Raw genomic sequence first — 24,073 nt, forward strand, 5'->3', positions numbered from 1 at the left:
AGATGAACTATTCCACGTTTAAAAGGTGGGTCTTTTGGACCCACCTCTTCGCTGGCTTATTGGCTAGCATTGTCGTTTTTATTATGGCTTTTACTGGTGTATTGCTAACGTATGAGCGCCAGTTTAAAGAGCTTAGTGAAATGGCTTATGCACAAACGATTGATATTGAAAAGTCGGTTATCTCGACCGATCGGGTTGTATCAATACTTCGTGAAAAGCACCCTAACGAAACGCATATCTTTGTCCGATGGGTGAATAGAGAAGGAGCCGCAATTCCGGCATGGGCCGGCGAACACAGCTATTTAATTCATCCCTATACCGGAGACATATTAAGAGAAGGAGAAGGGTTTGTTGAAGAAGCATTTCATGTCATAACTGACCTCCATCGATACCTCTTGATGAAAGGAGACTACCAATTAATTGGCAAAACCATAACGGCTTATAGCAATCTTATTTTTATTTTTCTGCTGTTATCGGGGGTCATCATTTGGTTGCCTAAACACATATCGAAAAAGTCCTTAAAGCAGCAAATGTGGTTACGGCAAAAGTATACTAATAAACAACACCGTCGCCGACATTGGCATTTTGTTTTTGGTATGTGGTCAATGCCTTTTTTACTTGTAATTGGACTAACTGCCACGCTGTTTTATTTTGAATGGGCTAACAAAGCGCTATATGGGATGTATGGTGAGGAGATACCTGCTCGCGAAAAGAAGGCAATGCCTGAAACGTTAGAGGCCGATGTTGTCAGTTATCACACCTTATTTAAGAAAGCCCAGCAACATGCCAATGAAAATGGCTATCAGGATTGGTATTCCATGTGGATGGAAATTGGCAAGATAGAAGGTGTCGCACGATTTTATATCGATAAAAGCATCGGACATCGGCAAGAGTTAGCGTATTCACTGTATTTCGACACGGGAACCGGTGATATTGCAAGGGTCCTACATAAAGAAGATTGGCCCAAAGGTAGTCAGGCTTGGGGTACTTCTCGCTTTTTACATACAGGGGAGCACTATGGTTTTGTAGGGCAGACAGTTGCAGGAATGGTTAGCTTGCTTTGTTGTATATTAGTTTATACTGGAACCTTGCTAGGTCTTCGGCGACTTATTAATCTGCGAAAGCGGCACGAGAAGGCTTAGGCAATTGAGATGACTTAGGCAGGGTAATGGTAACTATCAGCCCTGTTTGTTTGGTTGCAGGAGCGTCCTTATACATAGCCGTATCTCTGGTTGGTAGGCCATCATTATGAACGCGGTTTACTGCCGATATTTCGCCGCCTACAGCTGCAATTTGGCGTTTCGCCAATGCAAGACCAAGGCCGAACCCGGAGCGTTTTGCGGCGTGTACGTAGTTTTTGACCGCGCGTGCTTTATCCACTCTAAAAAAGGGCTCGAAGATGGCGTCTAGCATTGACTCAGGAACGCCCGTACCTTCGTCAGTAACGGTAATAATGTAGTTTTTGTAGTCGCTGGCCAAGGTTAAGCTTACCTTGCTTTGCTCAGGGGTATGGCGCAAGGCATTGCGAATAATATTCTCTAACGCCTGACCCAAAGCAAGCTGGCTGCTCTTTTCAATACTCGCGCATTCCGGCGTGTCTACATACAAGGTTCTATCAGGGTATTCAAAGCGCGCATCTTCACAAATAACACTGATAAGTTCTACAAGGTCAAAGTCATCGCTGTTCAATTGAGGAGATTCTGTATTTAGCCACGCAAAGGTCAGAGTATCTTCAACAAGCTCTCTCATTGTACTCGCTTCATAACGCAAGCGTGAAAGTGCTTGTTCACGATTAATGTCTTGCTCTACAAAGTCTATCGCCATATCAATGCGGGCAAGCGGCGTGCGAAGCTCGTGAGAGAGATCAGCAAGCAAGCTTCTTTGATTATAAATGAGACTGCTGGTCCTTTGGGCCATTTTATCGAACGTTTGGGCAAGCCTAGTAAGTTCGTCATTTCGGTTGGGCATTGCAGCCATTGCACGGGCTTCTAAATTACCATTTGCGAACTCTTTCGTGGCCTTTTCTAGTTGCTTAAGAGGAGTCATAACGTGGCGATATAACATAAAACTCAACAGACTTAATATAACTAAGGGCAATGCAATTTGTAGTGTTAAGCGCGTGGCGAGCAATAACGAACCTGGGCGCATACGCTGTGGAAGTTGAATTAAAAAATGTGTGTTGTCATCGACGAAGGGGACTTCCATCACAGGGTTTTCAGAGAAGTACAAATGGATTTTCCATTCGGGGCTGCGGCCTATTTGAAATCGGTCAACAAACGCGTCTAACATGTGGGTGTCAGCGAATGTGGTCATTTGGGAGTTAACCACGGCAAGCCACGTGTCCTCCTTTGTCTTCACTTCTCTTAAAAAAGCAGCTAACGCTTGCTCTCCCTCTTGCAGATAGATTCTCTCCGCTTCTTCACCATAGGCATAAAGGGTGTCTTGATGAGCTTTATCGATAAAACTCATACTGGTCTCGGTGTGATTGGTGAGCCACGCAATGGCCCAAAATAGCAGAACGGTACCAACAGCGATAAATGCGCATAGTCGCCATAGCAGTTTATTTTTCACGAAAAGCGGTATCCTTGACCGTGCACGGTGGCAAGACGTTCGGGAGGCATGCCAGTTTCAACGAGCTTTTTGCGCACTCTAGATAGGTGCATATCTAGGCTTCGATCGTATCGAGAGAAAGGTTTGTTGAGCACGCTGTGATAAAGAAATGCTTTGCTCAAGGTTTCCCCTTTGTTATCTACCAGCATCCAAAGAAGCTTAAATTGTATTGGCGTAAATTCCAGTAATCTAGAGTGATATTTGGTAACTTGCTGAATACGATTTAAATAAAGCATATCAACAATGAGTTCTGACCTTTGCGTACCAGAGTCGTTTAATGTTTTGCTGCGTCGCAGCAGTGCTTCAATGCGAAGCATCATTTCGGTAAAATTGAAAGGCTTGGGCAAGTAATCATCTGCACCCTTACGATAGCCTTCAATCCTTTCTTGCTCGGCACCTGACGCCGTAATCATCATCACCGGAGTTTGCTTTATTTGCCTTAACTGGTTTAGCAGCGACAAGCCATTTAGGGAAGGAAGGCGTATGTCGAGTAAAACTAGGTCAAAATTTTCCTCTAGCACAGTTTGTAATCCAGCATTACCGTCTCTTTCGTGGCGAGTATCAAATCCTCGAGACCGCAACAGTTGCGTGATTTGTTCACTTAATGTCGCGTCATCTTCAATAATGAGTATTCGGGTTTTACGCATAATGGCTTCAGGGAAAAATTTTAAATATATTATTAATAATAGTTATCATTTGCAAATGATTGGTTTATGACGATAAACATGGCTGGTAACGCGCGCTTTTATATTGTTACAAATTTACGGTGGTGCGGATGGTTTCTCGCTTTACAATAGGCATTATTAGCTATCTCAGTGCTTGTCGAAGTGCACAGGAGAGTCAATTAAATATAGATGCAGCGGTAAATTTAAACGCCCTGCCTTACTAAATTTGAATCCCAAGGACGCGATGTTAAAAATGGTATTTAGTGTAAAGAAGTTAACGACGTTGTCGGCATTGCTGGTGGCAGTAGGAAGTATTGTAACCGGTTGCGCTAGTTCAAATCATATTACTCAAATAGAAAATAAAAATGCGGTAATCAAATACTCAGATGAGCCGGGTTATGAGGATAGATTCAGTAATATTTACGACGGTTTTAAAGCATACCCTGTCACGTGTAATGATGATTGCTACCCAGCATCTCCCGATATTGAGTGTGAAAGTGACATGCAAAATTGTCAGTTCGTTGGCAACAATCCGCCAGTGAATTTACAGACAGGCTTTACCGTCACTTGGTTAGGGCACGCGAGCTTTGTACTAAATACAGCAAGTGGTGAGCAAATACTCATCGACCCCGTGTTTGGCCAGTTTGATTGGCCCGTTAACTGGGCGTTTCGATTGGTGGAAGGATTCAACCGCAAAGAACCCGCTAAGATAGATGAAGACAAACTCGCACAAACCGATGCTGTGGTTTATTCCCATATACACTATGATCATTTTAATAAATCAGATATTGCCGAGCTAGGCCCGAAGCCTGAGTATTTAGTTCCGTTAGGTTTCGCTGAGCACTTTCCAAATAGAGGCTATACCATCAGTGAGATGACGTGGTATACCAGCAAAAACATAGGCAAAACCTCTATTCACTTCGTGCCTGCCCATCATTTTAGTAACCGAATATGGGTGCCTTATTTGTACGAGGACGACAATGCTACATTGTGGGGTGGTTGGTTATTTGAGAGTGAAGGCAAAACATTGTTCTTTGCGGGTGATACGGGATATTCACCCCACTTCGAAGACATTAAGGCCCGCTTTGGGGAAATAGATGTTTGCCTGTTACCCATAGCGTCTTATTTCAGCGAAACCTCACCTAAATGGTATCGCAAGGTACATACTACGCCAGAAGATGCCATTATTGCGGCCCAAGACTTAGGCTGTAAAGCCGTAGTGCCTTGGGGCTATGGAAATTCTAGCTGGATGATGGGAGACAAAACGTCACATTCTGCGCTATTTCGATTGATGAAAATGAAGCAGCAGCTAAACCTTTCAATGCCTTGGATTATTTTGAATGAAGGTGAGCAGGCGTCTTTTTAAGCGCGTCTTCACATCAATAGCCTATTTATCCGTAGTTTTATCTGCAATCTTCTGGCATTTTCCCCGCCATTCATCGTCAAGCGCCTCAAGTTTCGCTAGCTTTTGGGCCAGTGCTTTGTCTGCTTTGGTATGGGCGCATTGCATCAGGGTGTGAACGTTAACGGTATCGTCCTCACGGTGCAGTAGTGTTACTTCGTCGCCAACACTGATGGTTCCGGTTTTAATAACCCGGTAATACCAGCCAGTGATACCTCGTTCCCCGACAAACCTATCCAAATTGGGGATCTCGAAGCGTTGAGAGATTTTATTGCAAGGCGCACGTGGTGCACTTACTTGCAGTTCAACGTCGCCGAACTTCCAGATATCGCCGATATAAACGGTAGCGTCGTCCATGCCCTCTACACTGATGTTTTCGCCAATGCTGCCCAGCGAAAATTCGCCTTCAGGAAAATGCTTTTTTAATGTTAGATAATTGGTCGGGTTGAACTGATGTAGCACTTTTTCTGGCCCACCGTGAAGGCGTTTATTGGCCTGTTCGTCTTCATTAGTCCTGTCCATATGTACCGTTAACGCGTCGACGGGGCTTTTGACTATACTGCTTGGTGCCCCACGAGGGCCCAGTGGCCGAGGTTTTCCAGCAAACAAAGCGTTAACAGAAAATGAGGTAGACATGGCATCTCCAAAAAAATAGTTTTGTGCATTTAAACCTTTCTACTATAGGGTACGACTAACCTTATAACACTAACAAGTGCTAATGCTAATCAGCACCATAAATAACAAAGAGAAAAAAATGGAACACACACAACAACGTGTTGTACACGCCAATGTGGTGTTTGGTAACAAAAGCGAAAATGCGCTGATATCTAAAGCGAAAAGTGGCGACAAGCAGGCGTTTCGTACTCTTTACGATGAACATGTCGGGCGTGTCTACGCGCTTTGTTACCGGCTTACAGGTGAAAAGGGAATGGCAGAGGATGCTTCGCAAGAAGTTTTTATTCAGTTATGGAAAAAGCTCGGTAACTTTGATGGGCAAAGCCAATTCTCCACGTGGTTACATAGCGTAACGGCAAATATCACCATTTCCTATATGCGAAAGCAGAAAGGTTGGATGCAGCGCATGTTCAACTTGGAAAACAGCGGTATTAACGAGATGCCGGCTGAGGGTAACAGCACTGATGTGGATTTAGAGGCATTGATTATTCGCCTTCCTGAGCGAGCCAGAATGGTATTCGTGCTCCATGCGCTTGAAGGCTACCGACACGAAGACATTGCAAATATGTTGAATATGGCAGTGGGCTCGAGCAAAGCGCAATTTTTCCGTGCTAAGCAATTATTAAAAGATTTTATGGGAGTCGATGATGAGTAATTTTGACGACAAGCTTGCTCAGCATGTTTCTGAGCTACCAAAAGAGAAGCAGCCCGAGCGAGATCTGTGGCGAGGCATAGAGCTAGGTATAGCATCGGCTCAAGACAACCCTGCAAATGATGGCGCTTCATCTCCTACGGTTACATCGAAACATTGGATAGCGATAGCCGCAAGCGTTTGTTTAGTTACTGTATTGTGGTTTGCTGCTCCTTTTGCGTTTAAAGCTGATGAAAGCCGAAGTGATGGCTATGCCCTGATTGACGCAATGAGTATGCAACAGCAACAACAAGTAAATAGTCTTCTTGCTAGTTATGAAAGTACAACAGCGCTAACTGAAGATTGGCAAGAGCAATTAAAAGAATTAGACGATGCTGCTGATGTAATCAAAGCGGCGTTAAAGGACGACCCAGACAACTCAGCATTAATCAAAATGCTGCATCACGTATATCAACAGCAAATTGCCTTAATTGAGCGAGTGCACGCGCCAAAATGGCAGCAAATTTAATAAGGGTTTGAAAATGAACATGAATACGAAAAACGCATTTTTGCACACGTTTAAAACACCTGTTGCGGCTAAGGTGATACTGACTACTGCGCTGCTAAGTATTGCTGCAGCGGCATTTGCAGGGGAAAAAGTAGATAAGACCATTGATACATCGTCTTCGCCGAAAGTAGACATTGAACACATTAACGGAAAAGCGGATATCCGAGTTTGGGATAAGTCTCAGGTTCGTGTCACCGGTGAACTTGGCGATCAAACCGAGGAGTTTATCTTTGAAAGACGTGGAGATGTTGTAGTTATACACGTTGAAGTAGAGCGCCAATCAAAGAGCTGGTTCAATAAAGGGAAAGATGGCGACGACCTTGTTATCTACATACCTAAAGCAAGCGATCTTCATTACACCGCGGTCAATGCAGACCTTATTGCGGAAGGTGTTACAAAAGCAGTAGATGTCGAAGTCGTGAACGGCGACGTCACACTTAAAAACATTGGTGAGCGTGTTGAGGTCGAGTCGGTGAATGGTGATATCGTGCTTGAGAACGTAAGAGGTCGATTAGAGGCGGAAACAGTAAACGGCGAAATTGAAGCGACACACTCAGGAAACACGCCAGTAAGCTTTGCGTCAGTAAATGGTAAGCTCGACATCGCTTCCGATAGCCCAGACGTATCAGTAGAAACCGTAAACGGTCGAATTGATGTAGCCCTTCAAGCGGTTGATGTATTGCAGATTAATACAGTTAATGGGCGTACTTTCGCTAGTTTAGGCCTTAACAAGAACGGTAGTGTTAAGGCTAACTCTGTGGGGGGCTCGATGGAATTTGTCTTTCAAGATGGCGTATCGGCGCAATTTGATATTGAAACGCACGCAGGCGGCAATATTGTGAATAATATCAGCGATGAAAAGTCGCAAAAGCCGAAGTACGGCCCAGGTAGCTGGCTACGCTTTATCCATAACGGTGGTGCCGCAAATGTAGACATCTCTACGGTACACGGCCGAATCGAAATAGACCAAAAGTGAATAAGCTATAGGCAAGGCAATTGAAACTTTAGGTTGAAAAAAAGAGTTTAGTCCACATTTATTAATCAGATATGTGGTGAGTATTGAAAAGCTGCGAGTTACTGCAGCTTTTTTGTTTGGTCGCTAAAAATGTGTGATTGAGCGCTTAAAAGTAACAAAACTACATTTTAATCGCTCTTAGGTACACGGTAGGAATACTGCGCGCTACGCCTAAGAAAATCGCGCAGTTAATTGTTTTATGCATGGAGGTCAAATTGAGTATTGTTGGACACGTCAAAAGGTTTTGGCGGTTTCATAGCCTAATTATTGGTGCGTTTGGGATTTGCGCGTTTACCTTAGGTTGTGCTGTTCAAGAGCCTGCTTACTACGAGGGGACGTGGGTTGTAACTAAGGCCTATAATCCGGGTATTTCCGCCCACTCTGTTTCAGAATCAGAAAAGTTCTTAGGTCGCTCTGTAACCTATGCTTCAGACTCGGCTAAACTCGATCAGGCATTTTGTGAGTCACCGGTGTATTCAACGAAAAATATCAGTAATCAAGATTTTTATGCTGCTTTTAAAGCCTCTCCATCATCGCTCGGCTTTAGCGACGACAAGATTACTGAAGTGAGTTTGTCTTGCGCAAAAAGCACTGATGTCCTAGGTTCTACCCTAATCTTTCAGGAAAACCGTAATACCTATACCTTGGTGGATGGTACGTTTTTAAAGCTGGAGAAAACGCTTTAAACGATGTCGCCTTTTTGTGCTTTCACAACAAAAGTCCTACTTCCTTTGTTGAGAGATGAGCGTTAAAAGCGCATAATATCCAACTGACTTTTGTTCATTGGAATAGGTTTCACTTGTGGCGTCTGCGTCTAAAAACGATAAAAATGTTGAGAAATTGAAGGTTCCACCTCATAGCATTGAGGCTGAGCAATCTGTTTTAGGCAGCATGCTTATCGACCCCGAAAGCTGGGACAAGGTCGCGGAACTCGTCACCGATAATGATTTCTATAATCGCTCACACCAAATTATCTTTCGTGCTATCACTCGACTACTAAACAGTAGCCAGCCAATTGACCTAATTACGGTATCAGAAGAGCTGGAAAAGCATGATGAACTGGAAGATGCGGGTGGTTTTGCCTACTTAGGTGAACTTGCTAAAAATACCCCAAGTTCTGCGAACGTCGTGTCTTATGCGCAAATTATCAGCGAGCGTGCTATTACACGCGAACTTATCGGCGTTGCGCATGAAATCGCTGAAGTAGGGTACAATCCCGAAGGCCGTGACAGCGCAGATATTCTTGACCTTGCGGAAAGTAAGGTATTCGAAATCGCCGAGCGAAGGACCGGTGAAAACGAAGGCCCTCGCGATGTTGAGTCAATTCTAGGCAAGACCATCGATCGTCTAGAAGAATTGGTGAAAACCAATAAAGAGGTGACCGGTGTTACAACAGGCTTCACCGATTTAGACAAAATGACCAGTGGTATGCAGCCTTCTGATCTTATCATTGTTGCGGCTCGTCCATCGATGGGTAAAACCACCTTTGCCATGAACTTGATTGAAAACGCAATGATGGCCGAAGATAAGCCTGTACTGGTTTTCAGTCTTGAGATGCCTTCAGAGCAAATCATGATGCGTATGCTGGCATCATTAAGCCGCGTAGATCAAACCAAGATTCGTACTGCGCAGCTAGACGATGAAGACTGGGCGCGCATATCTAATACCATGGCCATGCTTAAAGACAAAGACAGCTTGTTTGTTGATGATTCCTCAGGTCTTACACCAATGGATGTGAGAAGCCGTGCTCGAAAGCTAGCGCGAGAGCGCGGCGGAATAAGCCTTATCATGGTGGATTACCTCCAATTAATGCGAGTACCGTCATTGAGCGATAACCGTACGTTGGAAATTGCGGAAATTTCTCGCTCATTAAAGGCGTTGGCGAAAGAACTTGAAGTACCTGTTGTAGCACTTTCTCAGCTTAACCGTACGCTGGAACAACGTGCTGACAAACGCCCAGTTAACTCAGACCTTCGTGAATCTGGCTCAATTGAGCAGGACGCCGACCTTATCATGTTTATTTATCGTGATGAGGTTTATCACGAAAATAGCGAGTACAAAGGCATTGCGGAAATAATTATTGGTAAACAACGTAATGGCCCAATTGGTACCTGCCGACTCACCTTCCAAGGTCAGTTCTCCCGATTTGACAACTACGCAGGCCCTGCCATAGCAGACGAGTATTAGCTCCGCCTTTTAGCAGCTTCATGGTTTGTGCTAATCAACAAACTCTATAGATATTCCGATGCTTTTGTTGGGTTAACAAACCCCAGTTAAATTAGCACTGTAAATGAGTTTTTATTACTGAAGGATAGTCCTGCGAAGAATGACTTTTACTGCTGCTAAAGCTTGCTTTTTGAGGGGCAACAGACACAAAAAAGGCGCCTTTCGGCGCCTTTTTCAATTCATATAAAATGAATTACTTTTCTTCAGCTACTTTCACTGTGTCTTTAACTGTCACTGATATGCGACGGTTAATACGGTGAGCTTCAGCATTTTTAGCAGTATCTAGAAGCTGTGTTTCGCCGTAACCGATAGTCTCTAAACGAGAGCCTTCGATTCCGTACATGTCTACCATAACTTCTTTGAAGTTAGCAGCACGACGCTTAGAAAGGTCCATGTTGTAAGCTTCAGTACCTGGCGCAGAAGTGTGACCTTCGATTACCGCAGTTGTTGAAGGATACTGCTTCATGAATTCAGCGAATTCAGCAATTTCTGGATCTTTTGGCATTTTCACAACAGCACTTTCGTTGTCGAATAGAACGCGTAGCGTAATTTCTACTGTCTCTTCGTCAAACACTGTACAGCCTTTAGCGTCAACTTTCACGCCAGCAGGTGTGTCAGGGCACATGTCTTTGCTGTCTACAACACCATCGTTGTCAGAATCTTTAATTGCACAACCAGTTGCATCTACTTTAGTGCCGGCCGGTGTGTTAGGACACTGATCAACATTGTTTAGTACACCATCGTTGTCGTCATCGATGCTACAGCCGTTGGCGTCAACACGAACGCCGGCCGGTGTCATTGGACACTGGTCTTTGCTATCTACAACGCCATCATTGTCGCTGTCTTTAGGCATAGAAGGCGTGCTCTTACCGAATGGAATTGCAAGACCTACTTTAACGCTATAATCGTTGTAGTCTTCACCGAAGTCGTGATAAGCGGCGATTTCAGTAACCAGTTTAACATCTTCATGGATGTCCCAGTGTTTACCAATACCGATGTTACCAAGTGTAGTTGAATCGCCTATTGCTTGACGCTTAACACCACCGAATAAGAACCATGCATCATTTGGCATAAAATAAAGCGCATCAACACCGATCATCTCGCCGTTATCATCGCCACTACCAGCATAATCAAGTTCCAGCGCAGTAAATTCTAAACGAGCGGCCCAGCTTTGAGTGAAACGGAATCCGTACTCGAACGTCGCGCCTAAACCGTTGTCGTATACTTCGCCTTCAGTAAGTGAAAGAGGGCGTGAGTCGTCAGTGTTGTAATACATACCAGACAAACCAAACCAGTTTTTGTATTCTGGCTCTGAAGCGTCTTGTGCAAATGCATTAGTCGAGGAAATTACAGCAAGAGATAACGCTGCCATTTTAAAGTGTTGTTTCATAGTCACATCCTGTTTAACGTTGAGTGATTATCGATTTTTGATAATTTTGTGTTGTGCTTGATGTGTAAAGTAAGCACAAATTGTGCCATTTATAATATGGGTTAGGCTGTAATCCCTTGTAATGTGGCAATAATTGTTCGTCTTCCACCATGATCTCGGTGTTCGCCGAGCATAATTCCCTGCCACGTGCCAAGTGCAAGTTTGCCTTGTTGGACAGGTATAGTAAGTTGACACCCTAGTATACTCGATTTTAAGTGAGCAGGCATATCATCTTTACCTTCGTAAGTATGCCGGAAAAAGGAAAGCTCTTCTTTTACACTATGGTTAAAGAACGCCTCCATATCGTGCCGTACAGTCGGGTCGGCATTTTCATTGATGGTCAAACTTGCGCTAGTATGCTGAAGCCATAGATGCAAAAGACCAACTTCAATATGACGAATACCGGGAAGGGCAGATTCCACCTGCTGTGTTATCAGGTGAAATCCTCTTGGATAGCTGTCGAGTGTAATTTTTTCAGACTGCCAGAAATTATTTGTCAAAACAGATTTCCAAATGCGCTAATCCTTCGTCGCACATAAAAGGAAGAATAATTTTAGCACCATCAACCTGGTGACTAATTGTATGTTGCTTTCCTGATACAACGATTGGCGTTGCCATTCCAAACTCGTAGCCTCGCTCAGCCAGATCTCGCTTTGCATTTCCGCAAATCATGTTGGTTACTTCGCCAACCATGTCGCCTACTTCTGCATCGAGCTTCTCTGGGCGTTCGCCTACCATTCTTTCCATAATGGTAAGGGCTAAGGCTTCGTCAAAGGTGATTGACATAGAGCCGCGAACGTCGGGTCCAACCATACCAATTAATCCCGATACATCGCCTTTGGCAATATCACTTTGTTTGCGCTTGGGCTTCCCTGGGGTCAGTTTAGTTTGAGCCATGGTTTCAAGCACGTTCAAAAGACCAGCAATAAACGGGTTCACAAAATCAGCATTCATGTAGACTCTCCTGGGCAGCGTGATCTTCCGTTTGTTGACAATCGGCACATAATCCATGGGCCTCTATAGTTTGTTTCGATACTTTGAATCCGTGTTGCTTTGCTTGGCTATCAAGGGTCTCTTGAAGACCTTCAGATTGAATTTCAGCAACATCACCACAGCTGTCACAAATTAGAAACTGAACAGGGTGGTTACAACCAAAATGATAGCAGGCCACAAACGCATTCGTAGACTCTAGACGGTGAATAAACCCAAAATCGAGAAGAAAATCAAGGGCGCGATACACCGTTGCTGGTTTGGCACTAGACTCTGTTTCTTTTAGAGAGTCGAGTAGTTCATAAGCGCCCATAGGGCCGTGTTTTGAAACGAGAATTTCATACACCTTTTCTCTAAGCGGTGTAAATCTGGCACCGCGCTGCTCGCAATAAGCCCGTGCCTTATGAATAAGTGTGGTTTTGTTCATTGATGATAACCGTAAACTCGACTTTCATTGTTATATTAAAGCGTCACTTCTGGATCACGTTTTCTAGTGTGCACATGAGCGATCAACTCATCTTCCAAGGCAAAGCGCTCTTCTAATGTCTCTCCAAGCTCGGCTAGCGCTGAGTCAAATTCAGCCGCCTGCTTCGGTGTTACTGCTTGTGCAAACGTATCATTAAATGCGAGTGCTGCGTCAGTGGTTTTTGTCAGTCTGGGATAAAGTTTATCTTTTAGCACAAGACCCTCATTGTCGTTTTCAACCAACATGTCGAAAACTTCAAAGTGTCCCACTGACAAATAATCGAGTAACGCGTTGCAAAAGCTGTCTATATCATCTGGATTAGGTAAGCATTCGCTTCGCTTATTGATGCCTGCTAGATCACAAAATGAAACTAACAACGCCTGTCGGTCCAATAACCAGCGGTCAATAACCTGACTTTTCCCGCCCCATTTTGATTTAACGCTTTCTAACTGTTGCAACATTTTGATGTGTTACCCGTTTAGCGACAATAGGTTTCAGTATAACACTGTGCACAAGCGACACAAATTTTGCGCGAAAAAGTTCGCTTCTAAATGTATGGTAACGATCATTACGCCCATCAGTTAGTGTAGTATGAAGCACCAAAGAACAGGAGTATTGTGCAATGATGATAAAGTTGGATGAAGCGAAACTAACTGATCAGCAAGCCATGTGGGTGGTTTTTAGTCGTGGTAAAATAATAGTGCAAGAATCGTCTGAATCTATCCCCGTCGCTTACTTAAGTGATATTCCGTTTTTAGCATCATATATAGACGAAATTCATCAGCTTCCACCGCTAAATGAAACAGCGCACAGGGAATTGCCTGTTTTCGTTGTTGATTTGGGCGCTGAACACGTTAATGAACCGGGTTGGGAACGGGTTTCCCTTAGACAGCTTCTTTTCGCTGAATACGATATCGCCTTTTCCGTTATCGGACGTGCGTGGCAATATGTTCATTTCTTGCGGACTCATCAATATTGCGGGCAATGCGGGGCGAAAACTGAACGTGTCGATTGGGAAATGGCTATGCAATGTCACCGCTGTAGTCACCGCACTTACCCAAGGGTATCTCCTTGTATCATTGTGTCTATTCACGACAATGAAAAAATCCTGTTAGCGAAAGGAGTACGTCACAGGGAATCGAATATGTACTCAACCCTCGCGGGCTTTGTGGAGAGTGGGGAAAGCTTGGAGCAAGCCGTCCACAGAGAAGTTTTCGAAGAAGTTGGTGTTAAGGTTAAAAATTTGCGCTACTTCAGCAGCCAACCATGGCCATTCCCCCACTCCCTAATGGTTGGGTTCATTGCTGAGTATGACGAAGGGGAAATTCGTTGCCAGGCAAACGAGATAGATGACGCGCAATGGTTTGATACAAGCGCGCTGCCGACTATTCCACCGAGGGTGTCCATTGCAGGGCAGTTAATTACTGAAACGGTGTCTCTAATTGGCAACAAATAAAAAACCCTGCCGAGGCAGGGTTTCAATAAGTTTAGCACGGTCCCGTGTAGGGCTTCTTTTCTTTGACACATACAGTAATAGCAAACACTCACTTTAAGTGCAAGTGTCTTTTTAAAGTAATGTTCAAGTATTGTTTGTCTTCAATAATCGACACTACGTCGATTCACTGTGAAGCGTCGATTTTTTAATACAGGTTTTAGCACACCTTAGTTAAGAATACTGGTATACTTTCTCGCTCTTGTTTTTCCAGTAATTTAGGTGAGTTATATGTCGCAAAATTTCCCCAGTGTTGATAAGCCCGCGTTAAAGAACGATCGTTATTTACGTGCGTTACTTAAGCAGCCGGTTGATGTCACACCGGTATGGATGATGCGACAAGCTGGGCGTTATCTTCCAGAGTACAAAGCGACTCGCGCAGTAGCAGGCGATTTTATGTCGTTGTGCAAAAATGCTGAGCTTGCCTGTGAAGTAACGCTACAACCGTTACGCCGTTTCCCTCTAGACGCTGCCATTCTGTTTTCTGATATTTTGACCATTCCTGATGCCATGGGTCTTGGCTTGTACTTCGAAACTGGCGAAGGTCCGCGTTTTAAAAATCCTATTACATGTAAAGCAGACGTGGATAAGGTTGGCCTTCCTGATCCAGAAGGCGAATTGCAGTATGTAATGAATGCCGTTCGCACTATTCGCCGTGAATTAAAAGGAGAGGTGCCGCTAATTGGTTTTTCTGGAAGCCCTTGGACACTAGCGACTTACATGGTTGAAGGCGGTTCGAGTAAAGCCTTTACTAAAATTAAGAAAATGGCCTTTGCAGAGCCAGCTACGCTCCATGCGCTGCTAGCCAAATTAGCCGATTCAGTCACAGAGTACCTTAACGCGCAAATTGCCGCAGGTGCGCAATCTGTCATGGTATTTGATACTTGGGGCGGCGTGCTATCGCCTCGTGACTATAAAGAGTTTTCACTTCAGTACATGGAGCGCATCGTAAGCGGGCTAACCCGAGAAAACGAAGGCCGTAAAGTACCTGTAACCTTGTTCACGAAAAACGGTGGTATGTGGCTAGAGTCAATTGCGGCGACAGGTTGTGACGCAGTAGGTCTAGACTGGACTATCGACATTAAAGAAGCGCGGGCGCGTATTGGCGACAAAGTCGCGCTTCAAGGCAATATGGACCCGTCTATGTTGTATGCTCAACCGCAAAGAATTAAGCAGGAAGTGGCATCCATTCTAGAAGGCTACGGCGAAGGAAGCGGTCACGTATTTAATTTAGGTCACGGTATTCATTTAGACGTTCCACCTGAAAATGCCGGTGTATTCGTTAATGCGGTACACGAACTTAGTAAGCAATATCACAAGTAAGCGACTTCAATAAAGGAAGTGGAATGAAAACGTGGTTTGTGTTGTTGCTGATAGCGTTTGCATTGATAGCGGGGTATAAATTTTCTGGCTATCAACACCAGCTCAGCGAGTCCAATGCAGATAAAGAACGACTAACCAATGTGTTAGCGCGCTCTCGCGCCACGGAAACAAGTGAGCTGAAGGTTATTAAGCCTGCTGCCAAGCTTGTATCGAATGAAGCTAGCGCAACGCACTCAGATACTAGCAAAGCGAAAAGCGGCGTGATGAATGCAGCCCCTGTTGCTGAGAGTGCCCAAATTATGGCGCCAGAGGTTTTCTACACAAGGACTGAAGGCTCTCTCAATATGTTTTTCGCGTTGCCCCCTAACAGCGAGCGCTTTGTCTTGGACTCAGTAAAATGTGAGAACGGGTATTGTGAAATAACCGGTGAGTATAACGGTTCTGAAAGTGAGCTATCGCGAGTTATTGAAACGTTGGAGCAGGAGCCGTGGTGGGAGTTCGGGTCACCTATTATTACTACTCAAGTGGCACAACGAGGCCTCAAGCTTAACGTTTCGTTCGCCGCTTCCCACTCGCCAAATGCCCGTGTGGGTTATCGGAAAAACACTCGGGCTGATTTAAACAGTGAGATTGCTTCAGCGGGTTAACCCCAAAACCCATATATCGATTATTGAATTCGCGGTATGCCTTATTCAAGCTCTTACTGGCATTAGGCGTCTCTTGGTAGACCTTTTTCGATTACGCGAATAAGCCGGGCTTGCTGCCTGTTTTTTGCGTCAGCCGTTTGTTGCTTCTCTTGCTGCCGCTCAAGGGCCCAATCAATATGCCTGTCCACCAAGTCACTTACGCTCCCTCGTCTTTCTTTCAAAAGCAGAATGCTTTGTTCATCATACGGTGCGTTTCCTAGCGCAACGGCAATATTACGCTGCCACTTCTCGAAGCCAATTCGCCTGATGGGAGAGCCTTCAGTATTGCGTAAGAAGGCTTCTTCAGACCAGCTGAAAAGCGCATTAAGGCTTTGACCGTGCAGCACCTGTCTTGGATGAAAATCTTCTTCACTGGTGATATCAGCGAATCGATTCCAAGGGCAAACAAGTTGGCAATCGTCACAGCCATAAATGCGATTGCCCATCATGGGGCGTAAATCTTCGGGAATATCTTTGTCTGATTCAATGGTGAGATAGGAAATACAGCGACGGGCATCTACTTTATAAGGCGCAACAATTGCATTGGTCGGGCAGATGGTTAGACACGCTGTGCAGGTGCCGCATCCCTCTTCAATTGGTGAGTCAGTGGGTAATGGCAAGTTGATGAATAGCTCGCCTAAGAAGAACCAAGAGCCGGCTTCTTTATTGAGTGTCAGGCTATGCTTACCAGTCCAGCCAATCCCCGCTTTTTCGGCAATGGCGTGTTCCAGCACGGGGGCTGAGTCTACAAACGGGCGATATTGAGTATGCGCTAGGGATGCGGTGATTTTTTCTCCCAGTTGCTTCAGACGTTTGCGCAGCACTTTGTGGTAGTCACGACCTAATGCATAGCGGCTGATGTACCCTATTTCTGGCTTTTTTAAATGCTTGGCAAACGAGGCGTCTGGCGGTAAGTAGTTCATGCGAACGCTGATCACCCTTAATGTACCGGGCACGAGTTCATCGGGCCGGGCACGCTTCATCCCATGGCTTTCCATAAAGGCCATGTCACCGTGATACCCATTGTCTAACCATTCCTGAAGGTGCGCCTCGTGCTGACATAGATCAATATCGCTGATGCCAACCTGTTGAAAGCCTAGCGCTGTACCCCAAGCCTTGATATTGTTGGTTAATTCAACAAGGTCGATAGAACTAAATTCGGACATGTGCTCATGCTAGATACTCAATTAACGTCAAGTTTATCATACAAATTATTTCGGGCCGATCAGGTTAGGGAAAATGAGGGACAAGCCGCTGCGGATTCTGGTTGCGATATGTTTACCTTAATGCAACGAGCCGGCGATGTGGTATTTAAGCAATGTCTTGAGCTTATGCCAAACTCAGACGTTTACTTAGTGCTGGTGGGCCAAGGTAACAATGCGGGTGACGGCTACATTGCAGCAATAAACGCAAAACTTGCGGGTAAACAAGTGCATTTATGTGCGGTTGAGCCTGAACGTACGCTGGAAGGTGATGCTGGCAAAGCACAGCAGCGCTGGCTCGATTCAGGTGGCAGTATCAATGGGTTTGACGCTGCGCTCCTCGAGAAGTCTGACGTAGTGATTGATGCGCTTCTCGGTACAGGTATTAATAGCTATATTCGCAATGAGTTTGCAGACATCATTGATGCGGTGAATGCGTCATCAACGCCGGTAGTAAGCGTTGATGTGCCGTCAGGGCTTGATGCGAATACAGGACAGAGCCTGGGGCGCTGTGTCCAGGCAGATATTACCGTGACTTTTGTGGGTATAAAACCTGGGCTTGTTACCGGTGCAGGTAAACAGTCGTGCGGTAAGTTGGTGTATGCGGACTTGGGTATTGGCAAAGCGTTCCAAGCGCTAGCCAAAGCGAGCGCGACCATGCTAAATATCGACCATTTTAAAGGGATGGGTCCACGGGAAATCAATAGCCATAAAGGGACTTACGGGCGACTGTTGTGCATTGGCGGTAATCGCGGAACAGCAGGTGCAATTCGACTAGCCAGTGAGGCGGCGCTCAGAAGTGGTGCGGGCATGGTGCGCGTGTATACCCATGAGTCGTCAGTCGTTCAGGTCAGTGCAGGCAGACCTGAGCTTATGGTTACCGACTTCAACTTAGACGAGGCATTAGCTTGGGCAACCTGTGTAGTAATTGGGCCGGGTCTTGGGCAAGATGGATGGGCAGAAAGCGCATTTGAAACCACTATGAAACACTGCCAAAGCCAAAATAAGCCTGTGGTCATTGATGCAGACGCGCTAAATCTGTTGTGTCAGCAATCGACAGCATACACCTTGTCGGACAGTATTTTAACGCCGCATGCAGGAGAAGCGGCGCGTTTACTTGGTGTGTCTATTGAAGATGTAGAAAGCGACCGTTTTAACTATGCAAGGCAGTGCTCACAGCGGTACCACGCGGTCTGTGTCCTAAAAGGAGCGGGCACGCTTATCGACAATGAGAAGAAAACCTGGGTTTGCCGTCACGGAAATCCTGGTATGGCTACCGCAGGAAGCGGTGATGTATTGAGCGGAATATTAGGCGCGTTACTTGCGCAAGGCGTAGAAACAGATATCGCAGCAAAGTATGGTGTAGTACTTCATGCCAAGGCGGGTGATGATATTGCCCAACTATATGGTCAACGTGGTATGATAGCGAGCGATTTATTTGATGCAGTACGTGCGCTTATTAACCACTAGCTAGCGTGGTTTTGTCTTAAACGGGCAGGCATCTACTGGTATTATTCGGTTTTCTGTTACTGTGGAATATTGTTGATGTCTTACCCGCATACCTCTTTTTTTGCTAATGAAGTAGATGATACCGCGCAGCTTGCCAAAGACTTAGCGCAAGCCGTTTCAAGTCAACTCCCTACCGATGCGGTTATTTATCTTAACGGTGACCTTGGTGCAGGGAAAACGACATTTAGCCGTTATTTCATTCAATCTTTAGGTCATTCAGGTAGCGTTAAAAGTCCAACCTATACATTGGTTGAACCTTATGAGTTGGATGGCGTCAATATTTATCACTTCGACCTGTATCGCTTGGCTGATCCAGAAGAATTAGAATTTATGGGAATTCGCGATTACTTTGGTTCGGGCGCTATCGCGCTTATTGAATGGTCGGAAAAAGGGGGCGAATACTTGGCATCCCCAGACTTAGTGATTAGTATAAATATTACGCCACCGGGTAGGCAGTTCCATTTGGAGGCAAAAAGTGCCCACGGTGCTAAGTTGCTTCAGCAATGCAAGCGCGTGTAGCGCAAATGCGAAATGAAAGAAAAACTGAATAAATAGCGGCTTCGGAGTAGACGAAAGCAGCATAACAATAAAACAAAGGCTAATTATGGTGCGCAGTATAGTTTCGGTATTATTATTGTGTTTCGTGGTGCAGATTGCACACGGGGCACAAAATAACATCGACGGGGTGAGGATATGGCCGTCGCCGGACAATACCCGCGTTGTTTTCGATATGAAGTCAGCGCCAGAGTTCACTTACTTTACGCTTAAAAATCCGCTTCGACTTGTCATCGATTTTAATAACACTAGCGACGCTGCTAAGCTTTCGGGCATAGAAAACAGCGGTGACCTAATCAAGAAGCTGCGTTATTCCACTCCGAAAAACAAATCATCTGCCAGAATAGTTGTTGAACTTAATAGAAATACAAAACCCTCGCTGTTTGCTGTAACACCTGATGGAGCATACGGGCACAGGCTGGTTGTCGATTTACCGGATAGTGCGCCGAAGCCAACGCTATCTGCGTCTACATCAACTGGCTCGGTGGTTATTGATGACTCCACAAGCGCCCGCGACCGAGACATTATCGTTGCCATAGACGCTGGGCATGGTGGTCATGATCCTGGTTCAATTGGCCCGGCGGGAACCTATGAAAAGCACATCACGCTAAGTATCGCGAAAAAGCTGGAAGACATGATAAACCGGGAACGTGGTATGCGCGCCATTATGACCCGTGGCGACGACTACTATGTTTCTCCTAATCGTCGTCCCGAAATCGCACGCGAGAAAAAAGCCGACTTGCTCATATCCATTCATGCCGATGCATTTAGCCAACCAGAGCCGCGCGGTGGTTCAGTATGGGTGTTATCTATGCGAAGAGCCGACACCGAACTAGGTCGATGGCTAGAGAAATCTGAACGCCACTCTGAATTATTAGGTGGGGCTGCGGAAGTGATTAATGACAAATCAAGCGAGCGATATCTCACCGAAACCATACTGGGTTTATCGATGGATCACAGCATGGCAACAAGCCACGATTTAGGTAATAAAGTGGTTGAAGAATTAAAGCAGGTGACCAGTCTTCATAAAAGAAAACCGCAAGCCGCCAGTTTCGCTGTATTAACCGCGCCTGACATCCCGTCTATTTTGGTCGAAGTTGGATTCATTTCTAATCCGCAAGAAGAGAAAAATCTGAACTGGTCTAAATATCGCGAACGCCTCGCAAATGCCATGTTTAATGCGACCAAGCGTTACTTCAAGCAAGTTCCCCCTGATGGTACACTGTGGGCACAAGAAAAAGCGAATAACCGAACGCACAAAGTAAGAAGTGGCGAATCGCTTTCGTTGTTAGCACAGCGTTACAATGTAAAAGTAAGTAGCATTAAAGCGGCTAATGATCTTTCAAGCGATGTTGTACGCGTAGGCCAGGTGTTAAATATTCCGAGAACATAAACTAAGGGTTGGTTTCATCGGATTAAACTGCGGTGCGCTACATGTAAGATCGTATCGAATCCATATAGTTAATATCACAAGGTACACCTTTGCCTATACAGCTTTTATCTCCCCAACTTGCTAACCAAATTGCCGCTGGTGAAGTGGTAGAACGCCCAGCGTCTGTAGTGAAAGAATTACTAGAAAACAGCCTCGATGCCGGTGCCACTAAGATAGAAGTCGATATCGAAAAAGGGGGCCACAAGCGCATCAGAATAAAAGATAATGGTTCGGGCATTGTTAAAAGTGAATTGCAGTTAGCATTGAGTCGCCATGCGACCAGCAAAATCACCACCCTTGATGACTTAGAGCAAATATTATCCCTTGGCTTTCGAGGCGAAGCGCTGGCCAGTATCAGCTCGGTAAGTCGATTAACGCTGACGTCGCGCACAGAGTCTCAAGGTGAGGCGTGGCAGGCCTACTGCGAAGGCAGGGAAATGGCGGTAAATATCCAGCCAGCGGCCCATCCTGTTGGAACCACCATTGATGTGGCAGATCTGTTTTACAATACGCCAGCAAGACGTAAGTTTTTACGCACGGAAAAAACCGAATTTCAGCATATTGAAGAAGTCATAAAACGCATAGCACTGAGTTACCCTAAGGTCTCCTTTGTTCTAAAACACAATGATAAAGTAGCGAAGCGTTTTATCGCCGACAAAGCCGGCAGCTTAGCAACCCGAATTGGCGCCGTGGTTGGACAAAAGTTTATTCAAAACGCCGTGCATATCAGTACTGAGTATGAAGGTCTACACATTGACGCTTGGCTAGGTAATGAAGCTATGCTTCGCAGCAGCAATGATTGCCAGTTCAGTTTTGTTAACGGCAGAGGCATGCGAGACAAGCTTATTATGCATGCTATACGTCAAGCTTATGAGAGTGTCTGGGGAGTTATCGAGCAGCCAAGCTTTGTGGTGTACTTAACCGTAAACCCAAAAGATGTGGATGTGAATGTTCATCCGGCCAAGCATGAAGTTAGGTTTCAACAAGGTCGGTTAGTGCACGACTTTATCTGTAAAACGGTGAGTAATGCACTGCACGCCATGACTGATGAGCAGCCGATGACGGGAATAGATTCAAGCCGATCGTCGGGCTCAGACTTTATGCTTCCGAATGTAGAGCACGATTATATCAGGCCTCTACAGAATCAAACGCCGAGTAACGCACGTGGATTTAATGAAACTTCTCAGCACCCATCTGGCGCAGCATCTCAGAGTGAGCCGCCCTATGGTCAGTTCACAGGAGGTTTGAAAACTGCATCAGCGGGGAATTACACAGGAGGCCGGAGCACAGGCCCTGTGCAAAACCAAAGTAGGCTGCAAAGTCGAGGTCCAAGCGCGGCATACCAGACGAGCTATAACGCGTTGATGACGCCAAATAGCGACAGGGCCAATGGTTCAGACGCCGTGTCTGTCATTGAACGTGTGAATCTCTCATCTCAGTGTAGAATTTACCCAAAGTCAGAAAAAATTTACCTTCTTTGTGCAACTAAAGTTGCAAGTATCTGGTTAAGCGAACTATTTTTAAAAGCACAGCATGGGCAACCATTGTTAATGCCTGTTGCTGTTTCACTCGATAACGTTAATGAAAAACTGGTTACATTGCTCAACGACGCACATTTTGAGGTAAATAAAGTGGCTGGGAAATATCGACTGCAACAAGTGCCTGCTGGTACCAGGCACTTGCCTTGGCTCAAGTGGTTTGAACACTTTTTGTTAATTGAACTAAATGATGAAGTAAATTCATTCGATGATGTCGTAAAATCAGTATCGTTGCCGGAACAAGTTTTAGATGACGAGACGTCAAATGCTCTTTGGTACTGGTTGGATGAGCAAAGCGAAGCGAAACAATGGGAAATTATTGAGCAATTTGCTAAAGTGCGCCCCTTAAATTCAGTGCTAGATGTATGGGGAGAATAAGGTGTCCAGTGGCATAAATTCTGCATTACCTGTAATAGCACTTATGGGGCCCACTGCATCGGGTAAAACAGGCTTGGCGCTTGATATAGCGGCTGAGTTTGACAGTGAGATAATAAGTGTTGATTCGGCCCTTGTGTACAAAGGTATGGACATCGGCACAGCTAAACCTTCACAGGAAGAGCAAGCGAGTGTCGTGCATCATTTAATTGATATTATCGACCCTGCAGACAGTTATTCGGTGTCGCAATTTGTAAACGATACGAATGCGCTTATCGGCGACATTTTAGCGCGCGGCAAGTTGCCAATCTTGGCTGGGGGTACAATGATGTACTTTAATGCCTTGATAAATGGAATTTCGCCACTACCTAAGTCAGATGAAAAGATACGGGACGAAATAGCACAGCAGGCACAACGCTTGGGTTGGTCTAAATTACACGATGAATTACGTGGTGTAGACCCAATAAGTGGTGAGAGAATCCACCCCAATGACCCACAGCGTATTACTCGTGCACTGGAAGTGTATAGAAGTACTGGTTTGACGTTGACACATTGGCAACAACAAGAGGGTGAAAAGTGCCCTTATAACATTGCACAATTTGCCATAGCGCCCGCAGACAGGGCTGTGTTGCACGAACGTATTGCGACTCGGTTCGACATGATGCTAGAGCAAGGGTTCGAAAAAGAAGTATTGAAACTCTACGAGCGCGGTGATCTGCATGAAGGTTTACCTTCTATACGTTCAGTAGGATATAGACAAATGTGGCAGTACCTAGATGGCCAATTGAGTTATGCAGAAATGCGTGAAAGAGGCATTATTGCTACAAGACAGCTTGCTAAGCGCCAACTCACGTGGTTGAGGGGGTGGGAGCAAGTTACATGGCTAGACACATTTGCTAACGATAATTTGACTAAAATTACAGCGAAGGCCACACTTTAAACGTTTGAGTGTGGTATACATTAGACGGGCAGTGGTAGTGAAATCCCTATCACTAATAATAAAAACTAAGGATATCAAATGGCTAAAGGGCAATCATTACAAGACCCATTCTTAAACGCTCTGCGTAAGGAACGTATTCCAGTATCAATTTATTTGGTAAATGGTATTAAACTTCAGGGACAGGTTGAGTCGTTCGACCAGTTCGTTATTTTATTAAAGAACACAGTAAGCCAAATGGTGTACAAGCACGCTATTTCTACCGTTGTTCCAGCACGCGCTATTACAATGCCTAGTGCAGGAGATTCTGAAAATACTAAAGGTGAATAAATTAAAAGGTAACGCGC

Annotated in this window: 25 protein-coding genes; 16 read left to right on the plus strand and 9 right to left on the minus strand. The window is 45.2% G+C overall.

The window, feature by feature from the left end; genetic code table 11:
• Positions 1-2 precede the first annotated feature (2 nt).
• A complete protein-coding gene (locus tag V7R42_RS08325; protein WP_334019709.1) occupies positions 3-1,142 on the plus strand; it encodes a PepSY-associated TM helix domain-containing protein in 1,140 nt (379 codons plus the stop codon).
• On the opposite strand, the gene V7R42_RS08330 is transcribed toward V7R42_RS08325, so the two are convergent.
• Both V7R42_RS08330 and V7R42_RS08335 read right to left on the minus strand, forming a co-directional pair.
• Positions 1,111-2,571 (minus strand): sensor histidine kinase, encoded by a 1,461-nt coding sequence (locus V7R42_RS08330; protein WP_334019710.1) that lies wholly within the window; start codon positions 2,569-2,571, stop codon positions 1,111-1,113. The genes V7R42_RS08325 and V7R42_RS08330 overlap by 32 nt on opposite strands.
• Positions 2,568-3,257 (minus strand): response regulator transcription factor, encoded by a 690-nt coding sequence (locus V7R42_RS08335; RefSeq protein WP_334019711.1) that lies wholly within the window; start codon positions 3,255-3,257, stop codon positions 2,568-2,570. The genes V7R42_RS08330 and V7R42_RS08335 overlap by 4 nt, the downstream gene beginning before the upstream one ends.
• Before the next feature lie 271 nt (positions 3,258-3,528).
• Here V7R42_RS08335 and V7R42_RS08340 point away from each other — a divergent pair, with 271 nt between their 5' ends.
• Entirely contained in the window at positions 3,529-4,641 is a 1,113-nt protein-coding gene (locus V7R42_RS08340; protein ID WP_334019789.1) for an MBL fold metallo-hydrolase, read from the plus strand.
• Between the two features lie 21 nt (positions 4,642-4,662).
• On the opposite strand, the gene V7R42_RS08345 is transcribed toward V7R42_RS08340, so the two are convergent.
• Positions 4,663-5,313, minus strand: coding sequence for an MOSC domain-containing protein (locus tag V7R42_RS08345; RefSeq protein WP_334019712.1), 651 nt, complete (start codon positions 5,311-5,313; stop codon positions 4,663-4,665).
• A gap of 118 nt (positions 5,314-5,431) precedes the next feature.
• Between V7R42_RS08345 and V7R42_RS08350 the strand changes: the two genes are divergently transcribed.
• The 5 genes from V7R42_RS08350 (at position 5,432) to dnaB (ending at position 9,753) form a co-directional block, all read left to right on the plus strand.
• Positions 5,432-6,007 (plus strand): RNA polymerase sigma factor, encoded by a 576-nt coding sequence (locus V7R42_RS08350; protein ID WP_334019713.1) that lies wholly within the window; start codon positions 5,432-5,434, stop codon positions 6,005-6,007.
• Entirely contained in the window at positions 6,000-6,512 is a 513-nt protein-coding gene (locus V7R42_RS08355) for a hypothetical protein (protein WP_334019714.1), read from the plus strand. Before V7R42_RS08350 ends, V7R42_RS08355 begins: the two co-directional genes overlap by 8 nt.
• Before the next feature lie 13 nt (positions 6,513-6,525).
• Positions 6,526-7,527, plus strand: coding sequence for a DUF4097 family beta strand repeat-containing protein (locus V7R42_RS08360; RefSeq protein WP_334019715.1), 1,002 nt, complete (start codon positions 6,526-6,528; stop codon positions 7,525-7,527).
• Between the two features lie 254 nt (positions 7,528-7,781).
• Positions 7,782-8,252, plus strand: a complete 471-nt coding sequence (locus V7R42_RS08365; RefSeq protein ID WP_334019716.1) for a hypothetical protein — start codon at positions 7,782-7,784, stop codon at positions 8,250-8,252.
• 115 nt (positions 8,253-8,367) lie between these two features.
• Complete coding sequence (gene dnaB / locus V7R42_RS08370; protein WP_014999870.1) at positions 8,368-9,753, plus strand: replicative DNA helicase; 1,386 nt, start codon at positions 8,368-8,370, stop codon at positions 9,751-9,753.
• A gap of 232 nt (positions 9,754-9,985) precedes the next feature.
• Here the strand turns inward: dnaB and V7R42_RS08375 are convergent, their stop codons facing one another.
• From V7R42_RS08375 to rsd, 5 genes are all read right to left on the minus strand, one after another.
• Positions 9,986-11,182, minus strand: a complete 1,197-nt coding sequence (locus V7R42_RS08375) for an OmpA family protein (RefSeq protein ID WP_334019717.1) — start codon at positions 11,180-11,182, stop codon at positions 9,986-9,988.
• Between the two features lie 101 nt (positions 11,183-11,283).
• On the minus strand, positions 11,284-11,721 hold the full coding sequence (locus tag V7R42_RS08380; RefSeq protein WP_334019718.1) for a secondary thiamine-phosphate synthase enzyme YjbQ: 438 nt from the start codon (positions 11,719-11,721) through the stop codon (positions 11,284-11,286).
• Entirely contained in the window at positions 11,711-12,175 is a 465-nt protein-coding gene (locus V7R42_RS08385; RefSeq protein ID WP_334019719.1) for a chemotaxis protein CheX, read from the minus strand. The genes V7R42_RS08380 and V7R42_RS08385 overlap by 11 nt, the downstream gene beginning before the upstream one ends.
• Positions 12,165-12,638 (minus strand): transcriptional repressor, encoded by a 474-nt coding sequence (locus V7R42_RS08390; protein ID WP_334019720.1) that lies wholly within the window; start codon positions 12,636-12,638, stop codon positions 12,165-12,167. The genes V7R42_RS08385 and V7R42_RS08390 overlap by 11 nt, the downstream gene beginning before the upstream one ends.
• 35 nt (positions 12,639-12,673) lie before the next feature.
• Positions 12,674-13,138: a sigma D regulator gene (gene rsd, locus V7R42_RS08395; RefSeq protein WP_334019721.1), complete on the minus strand. Its 465-nt coding sequence runs from the start codon at positions 13,136-13,138 to the stop codon at positions 12,674-12,676.
• Between the two features lie 161 nt (positions 13,139-13,299).
• Here rsd and nudC point away from each other — a divergent pair, with 161 nt between their 5' ends.
• The 3 genes from nudC (at position 13,300) to V7R42_RS08410 (ending at position 16,139) form a co-directional block, all read left to right on the plus strand.
• Entirely contained in the window at positions 13,300-14,133 is an 834-nt protein-coding gene (gene nudC / locus V7R42_RS08400) for an NAD(+) diphosphatase (protein ID WP_334019722.1), read from the plus strand.
• A gap of 267 nt (positions 14,134-14,400) precedes the next feature.
• Complete coding sequence (gene hemE / locus V7R42_RS08405) at positions 14,401-15,492, plus strand: uroporphyrinogen decarboxylase (RefSeq protein ID WP_334019723.1); 1,092 nt, start codon at positions 14,401-14,403, stop codon at positions 15,490-15,492.
• Between the two features lie 23 nt (positions 15,493-15,515).
• Positions 15,516-16,139 carry a hypothetical protein gene (locus V7R42_RS08410; protein WP_334019724.1) on the plus strand — a complete coding sequence of 208 codons (624 nt, stop codon included), beginning with the start codon at positions 15,516-15,518 and terminating at the stop codon, positions 16,137-16,139.
• Between the two features lie 62 nt (positions 16,140-16,201).
• Here V7R42_RS08410 and queG read toward each other — a convergent pair whose 3' ends face one another.
• Positions 16,202-17,344, minus strand: coding sequence for a tRNA epoxyqueuosine(34) reductase QueG (queG, locus tag V7R42_RS08415; protein ID WP_334019725.1), 1,143 nt, complete (start codon positions 17,342-17,344; stop codon positions 16,202-16,204).
• A gap of 6 nt (positions 17,345-17,350) precedes the next feature.
• On the opposite strand from queG, the gene V7R42_RS08420 reads away from it, so the two are divergent.
• From V7R42_RS08420 to hfq, 6 genes are all read left to right on the plus strand, one after another.
• The gene (locus tag V7R42_RS08420; RefSeq protein WP_334019726.1) at positions 17,351-18,850 is read left to right on the plus strand and encodes an NAD(P)H-hydrate dehydratase; all 1,500 of its coding nucleotides are present in this window, start codon (positions 17,351-17,353) and stop codon (positions 18,848-18,850) included.
• 75 nt (positions 18,851-18,925) lie between these two features.
• On the plus strand, positions 18,926-19,408 hold the full coding sequence (gene tsaE / locus V7R42_RS08425) for a tRNA (adenosine(37)-N6)-threonylcarbamoyltransferase complex ATPase subunit type 1 TsaE (protein ID WP_334019727.1): 483 nt from the start codon (positions 18,926-18,928) through the stop codon (positions 19,406-19,408).
• 85 nt (positions 19,409-19,493) lie between these two features.
• Positions 19,494-20,837, plus strand: coding sequence for an N-acetylmuramoyl-L-alanine amidase (locus V7R42_RS08430; protein WP_334019728.1), 1,344 nt, complete (start codon positions 19,494-19,496; stop codon positions 20,835-20,837).
• Positions 20,838-20,926: 89 nt separating this feature from the next.
• Positions 20,927-22,792 (plus strand): DNA mismatch repair endonuclease MutL, encoded by a 1,866-nt coding sequence (gene mutL / locus V7R42_RS08435; protein WP_334019729.1) that lies wholly within the window; start codon positions 20,927-20,929, stop codon positions 22,790-22,792.
• Positions 22,776-23,729 (plus strand): tRNA (adenosine(37)-N6)-dimethylallyltransferase MiaA, encoded by a 954-nt coding sequence (gene miaA, locus V7R42_RS08440; RefSeq protein WP_334019730.1) that lies wholly within the window; start codon positions 22,776-22,778, stop codon positions 23,727-23,729. The genes mutL and miaA overlap by 17 nt, the downstream gene beginning before the upstream one ends.
• A 78-nt stretch (positions 23,730-23,807) precedes the next feature.
• Complete coding sequence (hfq, locus tag V7R42_RS08445; protein WP_014951092.1) at positions 23,808-24,056, plus strand: RNA chaperone Hfq; 249 nt, start codon at positions 23,808-23,810, stop codon at positions 24,054-24,056.
• Positions 24,057-24,073 lie beyond the last annotated feature (17 nt).

This window comes from Alteromonas sp. S015, assembly GCF_036864485.1.
GTDB lineage: Bacteria > Pseudomonadota > Gammaproteobacteria > Enterobacterales > Alteromonadaceae > Alteromonas.

Excerpts from the sequence above, each read along its gene's own strand:
- V7R42_RS08340 (WP_334019789.1), top strand. The coding sequence starts at position 3,529 with ATGGTATTTAGTGTAAAGAAGTTAACGACGTTGTCGGCATTGCTGGTG.
- V7R42_RS08375 (WP_334019717.1), bottom strand. The coding sequence starts at position 11,182 with ATGAAACAACACTTTAAAATGGCAGCGTTATCTCTTGCTGTAATTTCC.
- hemE (WP_334019723.1), top strand. The coding sequence starts at position 14,401 with ATGTCGCAAAATTTCCCCAGTGTTGATAAGCCCGCGTTAAAGAACGAT.
- V7R42_RS08410 (WP_334019724.1), top strand. The coding sequence starts at position 15,516 with ATGAAAACGTGGTTTGTGTTGTTGCTGATAGCGTTTGCATTGATAGCG.
- tsaE (WP_334019727.1), top strand. The coding sequence starts at position 18,926 with ATGTCTTACCCGCATACCTCTTTTTTTGCTAATGAAGTAGATGATACC.
- V7R42_RS08355 (WP_334019714.1), top strand. The coding sequence starts at position 6,000 with ATGAGTAATTTTGACGACAAGCTTGCTCAGCATGTTTCTGAGCTACCA.
- V7R42_RS08360 (WP_334019715.1), top strand. The coding sequence starts at position 6,526 with ATGAACATGAATACGAAAAACGCATTTTTGCACACGTTTAAAACACCT.
- V7R42_RS08350 (WP_334019713.1), top strand. The coding sequence starts at position 5,432 with ATGGAACACACACAACAACGTGTTGTACACGCCAATGTGGTGTTTGGT.
- nudC (WP_334019722.1), top strand. The coding sequence starts at position 13,300 with ATGATGATAAAGTTGGATGAAGCGAAACTAACTGATCAGCAAGCCATG.
- V7R42_RS08335 (WP_334019711.1), bottom strand. The coding sequence starts at position 3,257 with ATGCGTAAAACCCGAATACTCATTATTGAAGATGACGCGACATTAAGT.
- V7R42_RS08345 (WP_334019712.1), bottom strand. The coding sequence starts at position 5,313 with ATGTCTACCTCATTTTCTGTTAACGCTTTGTTTGCTGGAAAACCTCGG.
- V7R42_RS08430 (WP_334019728.1), top strand. The coding sequence starts at position 19,494 with ATGGTGCGCAGTATAGTTTCGGTATTATTATTGTGTTTCGTGGTGCAG.
- hfq (WP_014951092.1), top strand. The coding sequence starts at position 23,808 with ATGGCTAAAGGGCAATCATTACAAGACCCATTCTTAAACGCTCTGCGT.
- V7R42_RS08385 (WP_334019719.1), bottom strand. The coding sequence starts at position 12,175 with ATGAATGCTGATTTTGTGAACCCGTTTATTGCTGGTCTTTTGAACGTG.
- queG (WP_334019725.1), bottom strand. The coding sequence starts at position 17,344 with ATGTCCGAATTTAGTTCTATCGACCTTGTTGAATTAACCAACAATATC.
- V7R42_RS08325 (WP_334019709.1), top strand. The coding sequence starts at position 3 with ATGAACTATTCCACGTTTAAAAGGTGGGTCTTTTGGACCCACCTCTTC.
- miaA (WP_334019730.1), top strand. The coding sequence starts at position 22,776 with ATGTATGGGGAGAATAAGGTGTCCAGTGGCATAAATTCTGCATTACCT.
- rsd (WP_334019721.1), bottom strand. The coding sequence starts at position 13,138 with ATGTTGCAACAGTTAGAAAGCGTTAAATCAAAATGGGGCGGGAAAAGT.
- V7R42_RS08390 (WP_334019720.1), bottom strand. The coding sequence starts at position 12,638 with ATGAACAAAACCACACTTATTCATAAGGCACGGGCTTATTGCGAGCAG.
- V7R42_RS08420 (WP_334019726.1), top strand. The coding sequence starts at position 17,351 with ATGCTAGATACTCAATTAACGTCAAGTTTATCATACAAATTATTTCGG.